The following is an 18,979-nucleotide window of genomic DNA, read 5'->3' on the forward strand; positions in this document are numbered from 1 at the left end:
GGTGCGAAGGTCAGACGGCATAGCCTGAGTCTCGACAAGGCAGGGCGCAAGACGCATGCTTTGCACTTGATACCTGCATGGAACGCCATGTCATGAGCGCACCGGATCTTAACCTGTTGATCACCCTTGACGTACTGCTGCGCGAAGGCAGCGTCGCCCGCGCCGCGCAAATTCTGCGGCTGAGCCCGTCGGCCATGAGCCGTGCGCTGGCCCGGCTGCGCGAGACCACCGGCGACCCGTTGCTGGTTCGCGCCGGGCGTGGCCTGGTGCCGACCCCGCGTGCGCTGGAGTTGCGTGAGCGAGTCAGCACGCTGGTGCAGGAAGCCGAGGCCGCTTTGCGCCCCGCCGAGATTCTCGACCCCGGCCAGTTGCAGCGCACCTTTACCCTGCGCAACACCGACGGTTTTGTTGAAACCTTCGCCGCCGCCCTGCTCGCGCGCATCGCCGAAGAAGCACCCGGCGTGCGCCTGCGCTTTGTGCAGAAGGCCGACAAGGACAGCACCCTTCTACGTGAAGGGCGGGTGGATCTGGAGACCGGTGTGGTCGATGAAAGCACCGACCCGGCGCTGCACAGCCGTATCCTGTTTCAGGATCACTGGATTGGTGTAGTTCGTGAGGGCCATCCATTGAGTGCGGGCAAGATCAGCAGCAAACGCTTCGCCGGCGGCCAGCACATTCTCATCTCACGTCGCGGGCGCAGCAGCGGCCCGGTGGACGAAGCGTTGCTGGCTGCGGGTCTGACGCGGGATATCGTTACTTCATTCGGCGGGTTTTCGGCGGCGCTGACGCTGGTCCGCGAATCAGACCTGATCGCCACGGTTCCAGAGCGTCACACCAGCAAGCTGCGCATGGGCCTGCACAGCTTCGCCCTGCCCTTCAGGATGCCGCCGATCAGCGTATCGATGCTCTGGCACCCGCGCATGGACGCCGATCCGGCGCACCGCTGGTTGCGCAATTGTGTACGGGAAGTCTGCGTCTAACGCGCATCGCCGCCGGCCGGTTTATAGAACAGGAATTTGCCGACCGCGGCGGTCTTTTTGTACTCCTTGGCCCAACTCGGGTGCACGTTGCGATCATGAAAGTACAACGCGCCACGGGTGCGATCCGGCAACTGGCGGTTGAGCGCCTTGCCGGCGATGTCCTTGGCCAAGGTGTATTCAGCGTCTTCCTTGACCTGATCGGCCTTGCCATCGCACCACCAGGAAAACTGGCAACTCTTGGTTTCCGACCCTTGTTTGACCACTGCACACACGGTGTCGGGAAAGCCATCATGGCCCAGGCGGTTCATCACCACGCTGGCCACGGCCTGCATTTCCGCAGTGTCGCGCCCCTTGGCTTCCCAGTAGATACTGCGTGCCAGACAGGTGATCGGGTCGTCCAGCGGCGCGGTGCCGGCGGGGTCCACGGCTTGTACTTCAGTCGGTGTGATCGCTTCGGATTTGGGTGCCGGCGCCGCGCTGACTTTGTCAGCGGCTTTCTCTTCCAGCACCTGGGCTTTTTCTTCGGCCTTGGCCTTGATCGGGGCCTGATCGGTGGCCATCACCACACCGGCCATCAGGGTTACTGCGAAACAGCCAGCCAACCATTTCAATCCCATGTCAGTTCTTCCGGCAGCGCCCGTTCCGGGCAAGGTGTTTCGTGGGGGAGACCCCCGGTTCCCGGGGCCTTCGGAGAGTGTAGACGGCAAAGGCCGGCGTAACGTTCCGCAGAAAAACCGGCTCGATGAAGAAAAAGACATTGCACGGACCGGGGGCCTTTCGCGCATCATGAGCGCATTCCGCTCAAGGAGATTTCCATGCGTTTCATGCCATCCGTTTTGCGCTTTGCCGCGCTGTCCTTTGGGCTGGCCGTGGCCGCCTCGGCCATGGCTGCCGACGAGTCGCAACTGATCGAGTCGATCAATACTTACCGCAGCCAACCGCAGCGTTGCGGCAGCCAGGCGTCCAATGAACTGCCACCGCTGTCGGCCGACCCGCGACTGAGGCTGCCGGCCGCGGGAGCAGTCGATCTGCAACAGGCTATGGCCAGCGCCAGTTACCCGATGGTCAATGTGCAGGCGATCACCCTCAACGGCCCGCGCGATGCGGCGTCGGCGATGAAGGCGATTGAGGAGAGCTTCTGTCAGGTGGTGCTGGATCCGCAGTTCGTCGATGTCGGCGTGAGCCGCGCCGATCGCGACTGGCGCATTGTGCTGGCACGACCACTGCTGTCGGCAAAACTCGGGGATGCGCAGAGCGAAGGCCAGAAGTTGCTTGAACAACTCAACGCCGCTCGCGCCCAGCCACGTCAATGCGGCGGCCAGGCCTTTGCCGCCGCGGCACCATTGGCCTGGAGTGCAAGCCTGGGCAGCATCGCTCAGGATCACAGCCGCGACATGGCCAACAACAATTACTTCGACCACAAGGACCGTGACGGCCGCACCCCGGGCGACCGCGCCGAACTGGCCGGCTACGGCGGCCAACTGGTTGGCGAAAACATCGCTGCCGGGCAAGACACCGTGCGCAAGGTCGTCGACGGCTGGCTTGCCAGCTCCGGTCACTGCGCCAACCTGATGAACCCACAATACAAGGAACTCGGCGCCGCCTACGCGACCGACCCGAAAAGCAGCGCCGGCATTTACTGGACCGCGATGTTTGGCGCGCCATAACCCTGATTGATGGAACATCAGCGGTCATAGCTGACAGTGGATGTGCTCTGACAATGGTGGCGACTGCACGGGCGCCTTCACGAGCACGCCCACTGTCGGCGTTCAACCCGGATCGTCGTCTCGGTGAACAATCAGCTCATCATCGAGCGCATCAATCAGCCATTCACTAATAGTGATTGGACGCTTGCCAACGTTGCCCCTAACCTGCGTGCACTCCATTCTTTCCGCTCAATGCGGCTTCTCTACTCCTGCAAGGCTGTCATGTCAGAGCGTGTCTTGATCGATGGTTACAACCGCCGCGTCGACTATCTGCGCATGTCGGTTACCGACCGCTGCGACTTCCGCTGCGTGTATTGCATGGCTGAGGACATGCAGTTTCTGCCGCGCCAGCAAGTGCTGACGCTGGAGGAGATCTATCAACTGGCGCAGAGCTTCGTGGCGCTGGGCACGCGCAAGATTCGCCTGACCGGCGGCGAGCCGCTGATCCGACCGGGCGTCGTCAGGCTGTGCGAACAGATCGCCGCCCTGCCCGGCCTGCGTGAGCTGTGCATGACCACTAACGGGTCGCAACTGCACAAACTCGCCGCGCCGCTGTTCGACGCCGGGGTCAGCCGCCTGAACATCAGCCTCGACAGCCTCGACCCGGATCGCTTCAAGCAAATGACCCGCACCGGTGATCTGGCGCAGGTGATCAAGGGCATCGATGCGGCGCGCAAGGCCGGTTTCACCCGAACCAAACTCAACGTGGTGGTGATGCAGGGACGCAACGATCAGGCGATCAACGATCTGGTGAGTTTCGCCATCGACCGCCAGCTCGACGTCTCGTTCATCGAGGAAATGCCGCTGGGGATCATCAGCGAACACAGTCGCGCCGAATCGTTTTTCTCCAGCGTCCAAGTGCGCGAGAAAATCGCCGAGCGCTACACCCTGATCGATTCCGCCGAGTCGACCCAAGGCCCGTCGCGCTACTGGCGCGTGGCCGAAGCACCGGACATTCGCCTGGGCTTTATCTCGCCGCACAGCCACAATTTCTGTGGCACCTGCAACCGCGTGCGGCTGACCGTCGAAGGGCGTTTGCTACTGTGTCTGGGTAACGAGCATTCGGTGGACCTCAAAGCCGTGTTGCGCGCTCATCCGGGGCAACCGCAGCGGCTGGAAAAGGCCATTATCGAGGCGATGAAACTCAAGCCGTACCGGCACAATTTCGAAGTGAACGACGACGTTCAGGTCGTGCGCTTCATGAACATGACCGGCGGTTGAGCCGCCCTCACCCTGCGTAACCGGGATCGCCCAGCATGATCATCAGACCCAAGGTCAACCAGTTCGCCATCCTCTTCACCCTTAAGGGTTCGATCGCCAAACGCATCGCCCTGCGCACGCTGATGGTCACCTTGCTGGCCTCGGCCATCGTGCTGATGGAAATGCTCCACCCGAGCAACTTCACCAAGGTCAACGCCACGCCGTTCACCTTGCTCGGCTTGTCGCTGTCGATCTTCATGAGTTTTCGCAACAACGCCTGCTACGACCGCTGGTATGAAGCGCGCAAGGCCTGGGGCGATGTGCTGGTGCACATTCGTTCGGTGATCCGCGAAACCCAGGTCATCCGCGAATCAGCGCAGCGCAAACCGTTGCTGCTCAACCTCTGCGGTTTCGCCCACTCGCTGAATGCGCGGTTGCGCCGGGAAAACGAAGCGGCGGCCAGCCGTGCGTGGATCACCCCGCAACACGATGCACAGGTGCCGGACTACAGCGGGCGCATTCTGCAGCAGGTCGGCCAGCAATGCTCCGATCTGCACCAGAGCGGCGAACTGAGCGAGTGGCGCTACATGCTGCTGGCCAATCACCTGACCAGCCTGACCCAGGCGCAAGCGGTGTGCGAACGGATCAAAAACACCCCGCTACCCTTCCCCTACACCTTGCTGCTGCACCGCACCATCTACCTGTTCTGCATTCTGTTGCCGTTCGCCATGGCCGAACCGCTGGGCTGGCTGACCCCGCTGTTTACCGCGATTGTCAGCTACACATTTTTTGGTCTGGACGCGATTGCCGACGAGCTGGAAGACCCGTTCGGCCGCGACGAAAACGACCTGGCGACCGACTCGCTGGTGCGCACCATCGAGCGTGATGTCCTCAGCGAACTGGGCGTGACCGACCTTCCACCAATGCTGCTGCCGGTGGACTATGTGCTGAGCTGATCTCGCTCCCCCCCGCAAGTACGGTCTGATCACTCTGACCCACCCCATAATCGATCTGCTCTATCGGCGCCGTTGACCTCGGCCAACGCCTTTGAAACCATGGGCGCCAGAGCGGATCGACAGGCTATTCAATTCTTCCGATCCGGCGCACATACCGTCAGGTGAGATCGTCGCACCTCGCGTTTTTCGTGCGCTGCGCGCCGCTGCGTCGATACTCAATCCGATTTCTCAACGAGCAGGTGCCATCGTGGACATCAAACAACTCAAGTTCCTGATCGCGCTGGACGAAACCCGACACTTCGGCCAGGCCGCCGCCCGCTGCCACATTACCCAGCCGACCCTGTCGATGCGTCTGCGCAATCTGGAAGATGAGCTGGATCTGGTGCTGGTCAATCGCGGCCAGCGCTTTGAAGGGTTTACCGAGGCCGGCGAACGAGTGCTGGCCTGGGCCCGCACGCTGCTGGCCGCGCATGACGGCCTGTTTGCCGAAGCCGCAGCGTGCCGCGGGCAACTGGTCGGCAGCCTGCGCCTGGGCCTGGTGCCGTTGAGCAACTTCAACCCGATCACTTACATCCAGAGCTTGTCCGGCACGTATCCCGAGTTGAAATTCAGTCTGTCGTCGGGGAGTTCCGACGAGATCATCGCCGAGCTTGGCAACAATCAACTGGACTTGGGCGTGTGCTACCTCGACCACGTCAACCCTAACTATTTCGATTTTTTCGAGATTGGCGAAACCCGCGTCGGGCTGCTTTACGACAACCGCCACTTCCATTTCGAAGGCTCGGACATCAGTTGGGAGGACGCCGCCGAACTGCCGCTGGGGATGATCACCACCGGCATGCATTACCGCAAATCCATCGACCTGAGTTTCCGCAGTCGCGGCCTCAATCCGCAGCCGATCCTGGAAAGCGATTCGACCTATCAGCTGTTGCAGGCCATTCATCAGGGCTTCTGTTGCTCGATCATGCCGCTGGACAGCGGGCTGGAAGAGCCGATCGAACATCTGTCGTTCATGCGATTGCCGGATGCCAGTGTGCTGGCACCGCTGGGGCTGGTGATGCGCAAGACCGAACCGCGTTCGGCGATCGCCGAGAAGTGCTTCGCCGAGGCGCGCAAGTTGTTTGGAAAGGGCCAAGCCTGACACCACACTTGAACAAAAAACTGCTTAGATAGCGGCTCCGACAATATCCACCGCAGGCGCCGCGCTTGAACACCTCACCCGAAGATTTGCCCAGACCCGCTCCCGTAACGCTGCGCCAGGCCTGGCGCTTCTGGCTCAAGCTCGGCTGCATCGGGTTCGGCGGCCCGGCCGGGCAGATCGCGATCATGCATCAGGAACTGGTCGAGCGCCGGCGCTGGATCTCCGAGCGACGGTTTCTGCATGCGCTGAACTACTGCATGTTGCTGCCCGGCCCCGAGGCCCAGCAACTGGCAACCTACATTGGCTGGCTGTTGCATCGCACCTGGGGCGGGGTGATCGCCGGGGCGCTGTTCGTGCTGCCGTCGCTGTTTATTCTGATTGCGTTGTCGTGGCTGTACATCGCCTTCGGCGACGTGCCGGTGGTCGCCGGAATCTTCTACGGGATCAAACCGGCGGTAACCGCGATTGTCTTGCACGCGGCGCACCGCATCGGCTCGCGGGCGCTGAAAAACGCTTGGCTGTGGGCCATCGCGGGGGCGTCATTCGTGGCGATCTTCGCCTTTGATCTGCCGTTCCCGCTGATCGTGCTCGGGGCGGCACTGATCGGTTATCTCGGCGGGCGACTGGCGCCACAGCGCTTCAACAACGGCGGTCAGCGCAGCAGTGCCAAATCCTTCGGCCCGGCGTTGATCGATGACGACACGCCGACGCCTGAGCATGCGCGATTCAGCCTGCCAAAGCTGTGGCGCCTGCTGTTGATCGGCGCGGCTTTATGGTGTTTGCCGATGGGCCTGCTGACCGCGCTGTTCGGCTGGGACGGCACCTTCACGCAAATGGGCTGGTTCTTCACCAAAGCCGCGCTGCTGACCTTCGGTGGCGCTTACGCGGTGTTGCCGTATGTCTATCAAGGCGCGGTCGGGCACTACGGCTGGCTGACGCCGACGCAGATGATCGACGGCCTCGCCCTCGGCGAAACCACACCCGGCCCGCTGATCATGGTGGTGGCGTTTGTCGGTTTCATCGGCGGTTATGTGCAACCGGCGTTCGGTGCGGAACATGCATTCGCCGCTGGTGCACTGGCGGCGACGCTGGTGACCTGGTTCACCTTCCTGCCTTCGTTTCTGTTCATCCTCGCCGGCGGGCCGCTGGTGGAATCGACCCACAACGAACTGAAATTCACCGCACCGCTGACCGCGATCACCGCGGCGGTGGTCGGGGTGATCCTCAACCTGGCGTGTTTCTTCGCTTATCACGTGTTCTGGCCGAGCGGTTTCGCCGGGCATCCGGATCTGTTTTCGATCGGGCTGGCGCTGCTGGCGGCATTGGCGCTGTTCATTTTCAAGCGCGGGGTGATCGAAGTGTTGATCGTTTGCGCCCTTGCCGGGCTGGGCTTTCACCTGCTGCACTGAACGTCGTCCAACGGTGCCGGGGCGCAATCAGCGGTTTACACACCCGCAGATTGCCCCTTACTATCCGGGCACACCGGTCGGCGGGTCTGCCCCGCCACCGACGTTTTCCGCCAACGGAAACACGCGTTATGAGTACGTCACCACAACAACCAGAAAGGTTGAACGTCTCCGCTATGTGCGCCCTCTGTCACAGGGGCCGCGCATGAATCGCATCGTCAATCTCCCCATGGCCCTGCGCCGTTCCAAGCTGCGTCACTCCGCACGCCCGCCGGATATCGCCTGCTGATTCCGACAGTCAGAAAAGATCCATTGTGGTGAGGGGATTCATCCCCGATGGACTGCGCAGCAGTCCCTATCTTTTTGGCCCGCTACGCGCGCCGTCGGGGATAAATCCCCTCACCACAGGTTCAGTGTCACTTCCGACTGCCGGGCATTAGCGAAATACTTTTTTCTTTTTGATATCCCTGCCAGGACACCCACGCCTATTTACCGCGTCGTGTCCGGCCCGATTCTGCGCGCCTGCGCGGCGCCATCGTGAGTGATTGACCATGAAATTCGCAGCCATCGAAGACGCACGCCTGTTCCTTGAACAAAACCCCGATATCGACATGATCGAGCTGTTCATCCTCGATGCCAACGGCGTGCCACGCGGCAAGTTGTTGCACCGTGAAGAACTGCTTGCCGTGTACCAGAGCGGTCGCCCGCTACCCAGCACCATCCTCGGCCTCACCGTGCAGGGCGAGGACGTGGAAAACTCCGGGCTGGTGTGGGACGTCGGCGACATCGACTGCCGCGCCTACCCGCTCGAAGGCAGTCTGGTGCGCCTGCCGTGGCGGCAGATTCCCACCGCGGCGGTGCAGGTCAGCATGCACCCGACCGAGGGGATGCCAGCGAGCATCGCCGACCCGCGTCATCTGCTGATCAAGGTCATCGACGGCCTCAAGGCCGAGGGTTATCACCCGGTGATGGCGTGCGAACTGGAGTTCTATCTGCTCGACGCCAAACGCGATCACAACGGCCGTCCGCAACCGGCGCTGGATGCCGATGGCGGCCGACCGCGACACACTCAGGTCTACGGTTTGCGCGAACTGGAGCAGATCGAACCGTTCCTCGCCGACCTCTACGGCGCCTGCAAACTGCACGGCATTCCGGCGCGCACGGCGATCTCCGAATACGCCCCGGGCCAAGTGGAAATCACCCTCGAACATGGCGACGCACTGGTCGCGATGGATCAGGCGGTACGCTACAAACGTCTGGTCAAAGCGGTGGCGCACAAGCACGGCATGCAGGCGACGTTCATGGCCAAGCCATTCGATGATCTGGCTGGCACCGGCATGCACATGCACGTCAGCCTTGCCGATAGCGAAGGACGCAACCTGTTTGCCGCCGAGGATCCGGCCGGCACCCCGCTGCTGCGCACGGCGATTGGCGGCATGCTCGCCTCGCTGCTCGATACGCTGCTGCTGTTCTGCCCCAACGCCAACTCCTACCGCCGGTTCCAGGCCAACAGCTACGCGCCATTGGCGCCAACCTGGGGCGTCGACAACCGCACTGTCAGCCTGCGCGTACCGGGCGGCCCGGCCAACACCCGGCATATCGAACATCGCATCTGCGGCGCCGATGCCAACCCGTATCTGGCGGCGGCAGCGATCCTTGCCGGGATCCATCGCGGGATTCGTGAAAACCTCAATCCGGGTGCGCCGGTCGAGGGCAACGGCTATGCGCAGGCCAAGGAATTGCTGCCGACCGACTGGCTGACGTCGCTGCAGGCGCTGGAAAACTCTGCGTGGGCGCGGGATGCCCTCGGCCAGGAATTTCTTGGCGTGTACCTGGCGGTGAAGCGTGCCGAGTACCGGCAGTTCATGGCCGAGGTGGGTGAGCAGGACTGGCGTTGGTACCTGACCGAAGCCTGACATACACCCTGAATCCTGTGGGAGCTGGCTTGCCAGCGATGGGGCCGGCACATTCAGCATCTCTGGTGACTGATACGCCGCTATCGCTGGCAAGCCAGCTCCCACAGGGTCCTCGAGTTGACTCCCGAATTTTGTGTGGACATTAACATGACCCAACGCTGCAATTCCTACTACACCGCCACCCTCAACCAGGACACCGATTACCCGACCCTGCAAGGCCGACATCAAGTCGATGTGGTGATCATCGGCGGCGGTTTCACCGGCGTCGCCACCGCCGTCGAACTCGCCGAAAAAGGCCTGAAAGTCGCCATCGTCGAGAGCCACAAGATCGGCTGGGGCGCCACCGGGCGCAATGGCGGACAAGTCACCGGCAGCCTCTCCGGCGACGGCGCGATGCGCAAACAGATGCGCCCGAAACTCGGCGATGAGGTCGACGATTTCATCTGGCACCTGCGCTGGCGCGGGCATCAAATCATCCAGCAGCGCGTGACGAAATACGGCATTCAGTGCGACCTCAAACACGGTCATCTGCACGCGGCTTACAAGCCGAGCCACATGGCCGGTTTGCGCAATGATTACGAGGAAGCCGTGCGTCGCGGCCTCGGCGACGAAGTCAGCCTGCTCGACCGCAGTCAAGTGCGCGACCTGCTGCAGAGCGACCTCTACCACGGCGCAATCAAGAACACGCGCAACATGCATCTGCACCCGCTCAACCTGTGTATCGGCGAAGCGCGGGCGGCAGAAAGTCTTGGTGCATTGATCTTCGAGAACAGTGAAGTGCTGGAGATCATTCACGGCAAGAGCCCGGGCGTACGCACCGCCCACGGCCAGATCGACGCCAATCAGGTCATGCTCGCCGGCGACGTCTATCACAAACTCGAACCGGGTCAGCTCAAGGGCAAGATTTTCCCGGCCATGGGCGGCATCGTCACCACCGCGCCGCTGGGTGATCTGGCGCGGCAGATCAACCCCGAAGACCTCGCGGTGTATGACTGCCGTTTCGTCCTCGATTACTACCGCCTCACGGCTGATGGTCGTCTGCTGTTCGGTGGCGGCGCCAACTACAGCGGCAAGGATTCACGGGACATCGCCGCCGAGCTGCGCCCGTGCATCGAGCAGACCTTCCCGGCGCTCAAAGGGGTGCAGATCGACTACCAGTGGAGCTGCGCGATGGGCATCGTGATCAACCGCATCCCGCAACTGGGCAAGCTCTCGGACAACGTCTGGTATTGCCAGGGCTACTCGGGACACGGCATCGCGACGACGCACATCATGGGCGAAATCATGAGCCGCGCGATCACCGGGCAGATGGAACAGTTCGACACCTTTGCGCAGTGCCAGCACATTCGGGTGCCGATGGGGGATTTACTGGGCAATCCGTTGCTGGCGGCGGGGATGTGGTATTACCAGATGCTCGAACGCCTTCGCTGACACCCCCGATCCCCGTAGGAGCTGCCGAAGGCTGCGATCTTTTGATCTTGATCTTAAAAACAAAGTCAAAAGATCGCAGCCTTCGGCGGCTCCTACAGTGTCCGTGTCGTACTCAACCTGATGTACACCACCAAAACCTGTGGGAGCTGGCTTGCCAGCGATGAGGCCATCAGCCTCAGCACAAAACCTCAGTCCGGCAACTGCTCCACCACAATCCCCAATCGCCGATAATCCTCGACACTGCCCGACGCCACATGCCGCTCGGTAATCAGCGTATGCAGGCGCGTGCACGGCGCCACCACAAACGGCTCCACCGCCCCGAGCTTGTCCGCCGTGGTCACCGCAATCACCCGCGTCGCGCTGTCGAGCAGCGCCTGTTTCACCGGCACTTCATCGAAGTGCAGCGAGGTGATGCCCACTTCCGGGTGAATCGCGCAGACGCCGGTAAAGGCCAGATCCGCCTTGATCCCGGCCAGCATGCGCACCGCCTCGTGCCCACCGGCCGACATCGTGCGCGGGTTCAGTTGCCCTCCGGCGAGAATCACGTTCACGCCCTTGTACTCAGACAACGCGATGGCCGTCATCGGCGCGGCGGTCACCGCGGTGATCTGGATATCCGCCCGCAGCGAGCGTGCCACCTGCAAAGTGGTGGAGCCGGAATCGAACAGCACAATCTGCCCGTCCTCCACCTCTCGCGCCGCCCGTTGCGCCAACCGCACTTTGACCTCATCGGTCTCATCCAGCCGGGTGAAGTAATCCTTGCCGCTGTCCTTGGGCCGTGGCAGCGCCCCGCCGTGCACGCGCTGCACCAGCCCGGCGTTGTCCAGTTCGGCGAGGTCGCGGCGAATGGTGTCTTCGGACACGGCGAAATGCTGGCTCAACTCGGAGGCCATGACCTTGCCGTCGCGTTCGAGAATCAGGAGGATTTTCTGCCGGCGCAGGGAGGGCAGTTCGGTGACCGAATGATCGTGCATGGTTTTGCCTGTTTGTGCTTGTAGTTGCAGGTTTTTTTGCCGAGACTAGCGAAAGCCTCGGGCAAACACAAACCGGCGGGTATCAATTGTTTCGATCATTGGAATCAACAGGCCGAATTTTTTCTTTGCATGGCCCCTGTTCAGAATGGCCTCACTTTAAAAAGGCTCAGGATGAACAGCTGATGAATCTCAATTTTGCGTTTGCGTGCATGATCGTGGTGTCTTTTGCGATTGCCCTTGGCCACGCCTGATACGTCACACCGACGCCGCCAAGTGCTCGCGAAGCCATTTGTGTGCCGGGTCGCGGTGCGCGCGCTCGCCCCAGAACATTGCCATTTCGTAGCCCGGCACCTGCAGCGGTGCGTCCACCACCTGCAACGCCGGGTTGCCGCGCACCAGCCGTGACGGCAGCATCGCCACCAGATCAGTACTGGCCAGCACCGACATCACCATCAGAAAATGCGGCACCGACAACACCACTTTGCGCGCCAGACCGACCTCGGCCAGCGCCTTGTCGGTGACCCCGAAAAAGCCCCCTCCCTCGCGCGACACCATCACGTGTTCCAGCGCGCAGAACTGTTCGCGAGTCGGCTTACGCTTCAACCCCGGATGGCCGACGCGACCTGCCAACACGTAATGCTCGGTAAACAGCACCCGCTGATGCAGATCCAACGGCGCGTCTTCGGTGATGTGCAGCGCCAGGTCAAACACGCCCTGCTCCGCCTGCCTGGCCAACTGCGCCGGCACCAGATCAAGCACCGCCAGCCGCGTGCCCGGCGCCTGAAGGCGCAAACCGCTGAGCGCGGGCAGCACCACCGTCGACTCGCCGTAATCGGTCGCCGCGACTTTCCAGATGTGCCTGGCCTGCGCCGGATCGAACGCGCTGGCCGGCGCCACCGCGCGCTCCAGTGCCTGCAGCGCTTCACGCAACGGCTCGCGCAGTTCATCGGCCCGTGCAGTCGGGCGCACGCCCCGAGGGCCGGGCAGCAACAGCGGGTCGCCGAAAATCTCGCGCAGCTTGGCCAGGTGCACGCTCACCGACGGCTGCGACAGGTTCAACCGCTCTGCGGCGCGGGTTACGTTGTGTTCTGCCAACAACACGTCTAGGGTCAACAGCAAGTTGATATCCAGACGTCGTAAATTATTCATGGCTATACCTGACATATCAGACATTCATTTCCAATATACCGATCAAGGACTGATCCTGCCTGCATCCAACCAAGGAGTTGCCACATGAATGTGCTACTGGTCTACGCCCACCCCGAACCCACTTCGCTCAACGGCTCGCTCAAGGACTTCACCGTCCAGCGCCTGCAAGCCGCCGGCCACACCGTGCAGGTCTCTGACCTGTATGCGATGAACTGGAAAACCACGATCGACGCCGATGACGCCCCCGGTCGCGATGAAAGCCGGCCATTCCACGCTTCGATCGATTCGAAACTGGCTTACCAACAGGGCCGGCAGTCCGCCGACATCGCCCGCGAGCAGGAAAAACTGCTGTGGGCCGACGCATTGATCCTGCAGTTCCCGTTGTGGTGGTTCACCATGCCGGCCATCCTCAAGGGATGGGTCGAGCGCGTGTATGCCTACGGGTTTGCCTACGGTGTCGGCGAACACTCCGATGCGCGCTGGGGCGAGCGCTACGGCGAAGGCAAGATGAAAGGCAAACGCGCGATGCTGCTGGTCACCACCGGAGGCTGGGATTCGCATTACAGCCCACGCGGGATCAACGGGCCGATTGACGATTTGCTGTTTCCAATCCAGCACGGCGTGCTGTTCTACCCCGGTTTCGACGTGGTGCCACCCTTCCTGGTGTACCGCACCAGTCGCATGGATGAGGCGCGGTTTGCCGAGACCTGCGAGGCGCTGGGCACGCGCCTGGATGAGTTGTGGAGCACGCGGCCGATTGCGTATCGGCAGCAGAATGCCGGGGATTACGAGATTCCGGCGTTGACGTTGAAGGAAGGTATCGCCCCAGGGCTTGAGGGCTTTGCCGCCCACACACGGTAAAGATAACTGAACCTTTGTGGCGAGGGAGCTTGCTCCCGCTCGGCGACGCAGTCGCCGCAAAACCTGCGATTTCGGTGCACCTGAAACACCGCGACATCAGGATTGGGGCCGCTTCGCAGCCCGGCGGGAGCAAGCTCCCTCGCCACAGGAGGGTGTGCTTCAGACTTCTTTCTGCGCTCGCCGCACCTGCACCAACAACGCCGGCGCAAAGTGCAGCAACACCATCCGCGCCAGATGATGCGTGAGGATAAACACCACATTCAGCCCACCGGCAAACGCGACAATCGCAATCGTCTCGATCGCCCCCGGCATATACGCCAGCCACAGCGACAGCGGATCACTGCCCAGCCAACGCGCCGCTACTTCGGCAAATGCCGCCGCCACCACGATCATCAAGCCGACCGACACCAGCGCCGTCCGACCATGCCGCCCCAGCTCCGCAAAACCGAGTCCCTGAAAACGCGAGCCGATCCGCACGCCGAGAATCAGCGCCGCCAGATTCAGGCTCCAGTCCGGCATGTGAAAACCATGCAGCCAACCCGATTTCACAAACACCGCCGTCAGCAGAATCGCCGTCAACATGAACGGCGCGGGCACGCCGATCGCCAGCAACAGGCGCCCAAGCACCACGCTCAAACCGATCAGTGCGAATACGATCAACGCCATGCCCGTGCTCAACGGAGGGCTTTCAACCACCGCCACCGAGCCCTGCCCGGGAATCAAAAAGCTCACCAGCACCGTGATCAACAGCAACCGCATCAGGTGCACGATGATGACCTTGCTTGAGGCCTTTTCCGACTCCAGCAAATCAAACACCGCTGCCAGTGCGCCGGGGTATACCGCCAACAGCGCATCGGTACGGTTCCAGCCTGCACCGCGGGTCAGCCATCCTCCGGCGAGGGCAATCTGTACCGTCAGGCATAGCAACAGAACGCCGAGGCTTGGCAACATCGCCGATGCCGTTGCACTGTCCCACGCCTCGAACATCAGCCCGGTGGCGATACCCAGCGTGACCTGGATGTAGCCCAGACCATAAGGGGTCGCGGGGGCAAAACCGCTGCGCGTGGTGACCAGTGCGGTGACGAGGATCGCTCCCAGCAACAGGCCATGAGGCACACCGCTGACCTGCAACGCAGCGCCAACGGCGGCCGCGATCAACAAACACAGAATCGATTTCATTTTTTCGCCTTCCTGGCTATTTCCCTGATGTATCCCACTCCCCTGTAGGAGCTGCCGAAGGCTGCGATCGTTTGATCTTGCCTTTAGAAAATCAAAGTCAAAAGATCGCAGCCTCCGGCAGCTCCTACAGGGTGGGCTTCGTTCTTACGTGCGCAACCGCCCAATCGCCCGGCGATACTTCTCGACTCGTTCCAGATCCTCCCAACTCGGCGAGGCAATCCGCGACAGGTCGCTGTTCTCTTCCAGATCCGCCAGTTTCACCACCCGGCCAATCGGGTTCTGCGCCGCGCGCTCGACGAAATCCTCGTAGGATTCGCCCGGCACTTTGGTCACCGACTCAATCGCCGTCAGCCCCTCTTCGCTGAAGCCTTCCTTACGCAAATCATCGAGGCTGATGCCGCAATCCTCGACCACATCGTGCAGCACCGCGACGATGCGTTCTTCCAGCGAATTCATGCGCAACATGACTTTCAGCGGATGCAGAATGTACGGCGCACCGCCCTTGTCGACCTGCCCGGCATGGGCGGTGGCGGCGATGGCGATAGCGCGTTCGAGTGTCTGGGGCATGGAGATTCCTCGGGTTAGAGACCGTAACGGCCACCGACGTGGATATTGCGTTTAAGCCAGTTGCCGATTGTTTTCAAACGCCCCACTGGCTGGGCATGTTGCTCAAGCAGCATGGACACCAATGTCGCTTGGTCCACCTCCCGATGCGCATCGATCACCTGCGCAACCCACGCACAATCAGCCTTCTTCAAATGCTCACGCCATTCGCCGGGCCAGCCATCCAGCTCATCCAGCGCCAACCACCGCGCCCCGCCCTGATTGGCATGCCCGCCGCCAATCGATTGCTCGAAGCAGAACGGTGTCGCCGGTCGGGACTGGTCGATGCTGAAAATGTAGATGTCTTGAGTGGGGTGCTGCGGGGTGGGGGCGTTGTTGCGGCTGCCGATTTCAATCATGCGCGGTTCCGTCCGTGGGCGAGGCGTTACAACTTGATTCGCAGTCTACGTCGTGGTGCCGATGGGGGGAACCATTGGCGATGAACCGGGATGTGACAAGTGATGAATTTGACTGAACGGAGATCGATCAACGTTTCATGGCTTCGCACTAACGGCGCAGGTCATGGCTACTGATACCGTTGCAATTGCCTCCGTTGGAGGCAGCGGGATAAGCACCAATCGAAATAATCATAATTAATTAAAAATATTAAAACCTGTCATGTATTACAGGTGACAGCAACTTTAACCAAAATACATTATCACCTCCCAGAAACATGTACTCCAAGATCATGCTCGCTTAGAAACTGGAGGTTGAAAAATGACATACCCCCTGAATGGAAACTATGATGGCGGAAGCGGAAATATATACCGCCTGGAGATTGACAAGTTCAACGAATCAAACGGAACCTGCAGCGGCTATTTTTATGACGATCAAGAGAAAACTCGCGAAAAAGTGGAAGGCCACTACCATTTCTACTGGGACGGCCAAGATGAAACAGTGCTCGAATTCCGTACGTCACATGGCGCTTGGAGATGGGAAGCAGACTACGTCGGTGGTTCGCCATCCTTCACAAAATGGAGCGCCACTCTAAATGACGACATTTATAATCCGATCAAGTTTTTCAAAGAGTCAAACACACCGAAAACTCCAACCCTGGCAGAACTAAAGTACGGCGAATAAGTAATTAAGAATTTAGAGAAAAATTGAGACCATGTTTTAGCAACGCCGAAAAAGTAATCAAAGCCATACACCGGCATAAGGGTATGGCTTTGAATAAAACCAAACCCGCTGCCTTTCCATATCGTGCCGCAAATCATCAAAAATTCGCTGGCGTATTCGCACTAATAATCTCAGCCTCATCCGCCCCGATATTCCGGAACTTGTGCGGCAGCGTCGTCGGAAAGTAATACCCGTCCCCCGCACTCAACACGCTCACCTGCCCGTCCACCGTCAACTCGACCGTGCCGCGCGTCACCAACCCACACTCCTCGCCTTCCGCGTGAACAATCGGCTCTTCGCCGGAGCTTGCACCCGGTGCGTATTGCTCACGCAGCAAGCGCATCTGGCGGCTGGGCACTGAGGCGCCGATCAGCAGCAGGCGCAGGCCGTGGCGGCCAAGGTCGGGTTGTTCGTTGGCGCGGAACACGTATTGGTGTTCGCGCGGGGGCTGGTCGAAAGTGAAGAAGTCAGCCAGGGACATCGGGATGCCTTCGAGCAGCTTTTTCAGTGAGCTGACGGAAGGACTGACGCGATTCTGTTCGATCAGGGAGATGGTGGCATTGGTCACGCCGCTACGCCGGGCCAGCTCGCGCTGGGAGAGTTTGTAGCTTTCGCGTACTAGTTTGAGTCGAGAACCCGTATCCATGACAGCCTTATGTGAGTAGTACTTAAGGGTAATGGGGGTGGGTGGCGGGTGCCGCGCAAGGCGCGGATCACGTTGCTCCCGTGTCCCGGAACCGTGAAAGGCGGCTATTAAATCACGTTTGCCGGTGTTGCTCAGCAGGTTCGATGGACGGTGGGTGAAATGAGCCTGCCGGTGGTATTTCCGGGCTGTATACAAAACCTGTGGGAGCTGGCTTGCCAGCGATTGGGTGGCCTATTCAACATCCCTTTTGCTGAAAGACCGCTATCGCTGGCAAGCCAGCTCCCACAGGTTTTGTGGTGTGTCAGCGGGAGTGAGGGTGGCTGCACTGGCCTCATCGCGAGCAGGCTCACTCCTACATTTTGATTCTTGGTGTATCAGATAAAAAACCGGCGGGGTCTTGGGGGCCGCCGCCGGGGAGGTAACTTAGATGCCGAAGCGGTCGCGCAGCGAGTAATACACGGCGCCGAGGGCGGTCAACGGGGCGGAGAAGGTGCGCCCGCCGAGCATCGGCATGTGCGGCAGCGAGGCGAAGGCGTCGAAGCGTTCGGCGTCGCCGCGGATCATTTCCGAGATCAGTTTGCCGGCCAGGTGCGAACAGGTGACGCCGTGACCGCTGTAGCCCTGCATGTAGTAGGCGTTTTTCTCGATGCGGCCGAATTGCGGCATGCGTGACATGGTCAGCAGGAAGTTGCCGGTCCAGCGGTAGTCGATTTTCACGTCCTTGAGCTGCGGGAAGGTCTTGAGGATCTTCGGCCGGATCAGGGTTTCGATGTCGTCCGGTTCACGGGCGCCGTAGACCACGCCGCCGCCGTACAGCAAACGGTTGTCAGCAGTGAGACGGTAGTAATCCAACAGGTAATTGCAGTCTTCGACGCAGTAGTTGTTGGTGATCAGGCTGCGCGCCTGCTTTTCCGTCAACGGTTCGGTGACGCAGATCTGCGAGCCGCACGGCATGCTCTTGGCGGTCACGCGGTTGTCCAGACCCTGCGGCAGGTAGGCGTTGCCGGCGATCAGCAGGTACTTGGCGCGGACCTGGCCTTTGGCGGTGCGCACGACGTTAGGCTCGCCGTACTTGATTTCCACGGCGGCCGATTGCTCGTAGATCTTGCCGCCCAGACGCACGATGGCCGCGGCTTCACCGAGGGCCAGGTTCAGCGGATGCACTTGGCCGCCCTGCATGTCCAGCAGGCCGCCAACGTAGGCGTCAGAGCCGACTTCGCGACGAATGTCGGCAGCGTCGAGCATCTTCAGGTTTTTGTTGCCGTAACGTTCCCAGCTGCGCTTCTGCTCGGCCAGACCGTTGAGTTGTTTCTTGTTCATCGCTGCGAAAATGCCGCCCGGGCGATAGTCGCATTTGATGTCGTAGTCCTTGATCCGCGAACGGATGATGTCGGCGCCTTCGAAGATCATGCTGCCGAGGATTTCTGCGGTCTTGTCGCCGTAGCGCTCTTCGATCACATCGACGTCGCGACTGTAGGAGTTGACCAGTTGCCCGCCATTGCGGCCACTGGCGCCGTAGCCGACTTTCGCTGCTTCGAGCACCGTCACTTTGTAGCCGGCCTCGGTGAGGAACAGGGCCGAGGACAGGCCGGTGTAACCGGCGCCGATGATGCAGACGTCGCACTCGACCGACTCTTCAAGGGTCGGGAAGTCGATGACTTCGTTGCGGGTGGCGGCGTAGTAGCTGTTGACGTGTTGTTGCTTCATTTTAT

18 protein-coding genes are annotated in these 18,979 nt (G+C 61.0%); 10 read left to right on the forward strand and 8 right to left on the reverse strand.

Annotated features, from left to right (window positions below; genetic code table 11):
* Nucleotides 1-92: 92 nt before the first annotated feature.
* Nucleotides 93-980, forward strand: a complete 888-nt coding sequence (locus AC193Q_RS09130) for a LysR family transcriptional regulator (RefSeq protein ID WP_121186066.1) — start codon at nucleotides 93-95, stop codon at nucleotides 978-980.
* Here the strand turns inward: AC193Q_RS09130 and AC193Q_RS09135 are convergent.
* Nucleotides 977-1,597 carry a cell wall hydrolase gene (locus AC193Q_RS09135; RefSeq protein ID WP_047293535.1) on the reverse strand — a complete coding sequence of 207 codons (621 nt, stop codon included), beginning with the start codon at nucleotides 1,595-1,597 and terminating at the stop codon, nucleotides 977-979. The genes AC193Q_RS09130 and AC193Q_RS09135 overlap by 4 nt on opposite strands.
* A gap of 198 nt (nucleotides 1,598-1,795) precedes the next feature.
* Here AC193Q_RS09135 and AC193Q_RS09140 point away from each other — a divergent pair, with 198 nt between their 5' ends.
* The 7 genes from AC193Q_RS09140 (at nucleotide 1,796) to AC193Q_RS09170 (ending at nucleotide 10,736) form a co-directional block, all read left to right on the forward strand.
* Nucleotides 1,796-2,647, forward strand: a complete 852-nt coding sequence (locus tag AC193Q_RS09140) for a CAP domain-containing protein (RefSeq protein WP_095668909.1) — start codon at nucleotides 1,796-1,798, stop codon at nucleotides 2,645-2,647.
* Nucleotides 2,648-2,908: 261 nt separating this feature from the next.
* Nucleotides 2,909-3,907, forward strand: coding sequence for a GTP 3',8-cyclase MoaA (gene moaA, locus AC193Q_RS09145; protein ID WP_121186068.1), 999 nt, complete (start codon nucleotides 2,909-2,911; stop codon nucleotides 3,905-3,907).
* 35 nt (nucleotides 3,908-3,942) lie between these two features.
* Complete coding sequence (locus AC193Q_RS09150; protein WP_121186070.1) at nucleotides 3,943-4,842, forward strand: bestrophin family protein; 900 nt, start codon at nucleotides 3,943-3,945, stop codon at nucleotides 4,840-4,842.
* A 247-nt stretch (nucleotides 4,843-5,089) separates the two neighbouring features.
* The gene (locus AC193Q_RS09155) at nucleotides 5,090-5,983 is read left to right on the forward strand and encodes a LysR family transcriptional regulator (RefSeq protein ID WP_483879435.1); all 894 of its coding nucleotides are present in this window, start codon (nucleotides 5,090-5,092) and stop codon (nucleotides 5,981-5,983) included.
* 65 nt (nucleotides 5,984-6,048) lie between these two features.
* Nucleotides 6,049-7,392 (forward strand): chromate efflux transporter, encoded by a 1,344-nt coding sequence (gene chrA / locus AC193Q_RS09160; RefSeq protein WP_095668905.1) that lies wholly within the window; start codon nucleotides 6,049-6,051, stop codon nucleotides 7,390-7,392.
* 548 nt (nucleotides 7,393-7,940) lie between these two features.
* Nucleotides 7,941-9,305 (forward strand): glutamine synthetase family protein, encoded by a 1,365-nt coding sequence (locus tag AC193Q_RS09165; protein WP_121186074.1) that lies wholly within the window; start codon nucleotides 7,941-7,943, stop codon nucleotides 9,303-9,305.
* A 147-nt stretch (nucleotides 9,306-9,452) separates the two neighbouring features.
* A complete protein-coding gene (locus AC193Q_RS09170; RefSeq protein WP_121186076.1) occupies nucleotides 9,453-10,736 on the forward strand; it encodes an NAD(P)/FAD-dependent oxidoreductase in 1,284 nt (427 codons plus the stop codon).
* Nucleotides 10,737-10,924: 188 nt separating this feature from the next.
* Here the strand turns inward: AC193Q_RS09170 and AC193Q_RS09175 are convergent, their stop codons facing one another.
* Together AC193Q_RS09175 and AC193Q_RS09180 are read right to left on the reverse strand one after the other, a co-directional pair.
* Nucleotides 10,925-11,710: a DeoR/GlpR family DNA-binding transcription regulator gene (locus AC193Q_RS09175; protein WP_121186078.1), complete on the reverse strand. Its 786-nt coding sequence runs from the start codon at nucleotides 11,708-11,710 to the stop codon at nucleotides 10,925-10,927.
* Nucleotides 11,711-11,965: 255 nt separating this feature from the next.
* Nucleotides 11,966-12,859: a LysR family transcriptional regulator gene (locus tag AC193Q_RS09180; protein WP_483879436.1), complete on the reverse strand. Its 894-nt coding sequence runs from the start codon at nucleotides 12,857-12,859 to the stop codon at nucleotides 11,966-11,968.
* Between the two features lie 84 nt (nucleotides 12,860-12,943).
* On the opposite strand from AC193Q_RS09180, the gene AC193Q_RS09185 reads away from it, so the two are divergent.
* Nucleotides 12,944-13,720: an NAD(P)H-dependent oxidoreductase gene (locus AC193Q_RS09185; protein ID WP_121186082.1), complete on the forward strand. Its 777-nt coding sequence runs from the start codon at nucleotides 12,944-12,946 to the stop codon at nucleotides 13,718-13,720.
* A gap of 159 nt (nucleotides 13,721-13,879) precedes the next feature.
* On the opposite strand, the gene AC193Q_RS09190 is transcribed toward AC193Q_RS09185, so the two are convergent.
* The 3 genes from AC193Q_RS09190 to AC193Q_RS09200 all read right to left on the reverse strand — a co-directional run bounded on the left by AC193Q_RS09190 (nucleotide 13,880) and on the right by AC193Q_RS09200 (nucleotide 15,861).
* Entirely contained in the window at nucleotides 13,880-14,899 is a 1,020-nt protein-coding gene (locus AC193Q_RS09190; protein ID WP_121186084.1) for an AbrB family transcriptional regulator, read from the reverse strand.
* 144 nt (nucleotides 14,900-15,043) lie between these two features.
* Entirely contained in the window at nucleotides 15,044-15,466 is a 423-nt protein-coding gene (locus tag AC193Q_RS09195; RefSeq protein WP_483879437.1) for an HD domain-containing protein, read from the reverse strand.
* A 14-nt stretch (nucleotides 15,467-15,480) separates the two neighbouring features.
* Complete coding sequence (locus AC193Q_RS09200) at nucleotides 15,481-15,861, reverse strand: hypothetical protein (RefSeq protein WP_047293512.1); 381 nt, start codon at nucleotides 15,859-15,861, stop codon at nucleotides 15,481-15,483.
* Between the two features lie 358 nt (nucleotides 15,862-16,219).
* Here AC193Q_RS09200 and AC193Q_RS09205 point away from each other — a divergent pair, with 358 nt between their 5' ends.
* Nucleotides 16,220-16,582 carry a hypothetical protein gene (locus AC193Q_RS09205; RefSeq protein WP_095668898.1) on the forward strand — a complete coding sequence of 121 codons (363 nt, stop codon included), beginning with the start codon at nucleotides 16,220-16,222 and terminating at the stop codon, nucleotides 16,580-16,582.
* A gap of 136 nt (nucleotides 16,583-16,718) precedes the next feature.
* Here the strand turns inward: AC193Q_RS09205 and AC193Q_RS09210 are convergent, their stop codons facing one another.
* Nucleotides 16,719-17,267, reverse strand: coding sequence for a cupin domain-containing protein (locus AC193Q_RS09210; RefSeq protein WP_011333561.1), 549 nt, complete (start codon nucleotides 17,265-17,267; stop codon nucleotides 16,719-16,721).
* A gap of 423 nt (nucleotides 17,268-17,690) precedes the next feature.
* The gene (locus tag AC193Q_RS09215) at nucleotides 17,691-18,974 is read right to left on the reverse strand and encodes an NAD(P)/FAD-dependent oxidoreductase (RefSeq protein ID WP_121186088.1); all 1,284 of its coding nucleotides are present in this window, start codon (nucleotides 18,972-18,974) and stop codon (nucleotides 17,691-17,693) included.
* Between the last annotated feature and the right edge of the window lie 5 nt (nucleotides 18,975-18,979).

The organism is Pseudomonas sp. F2 (assembly GCF_057174385.1).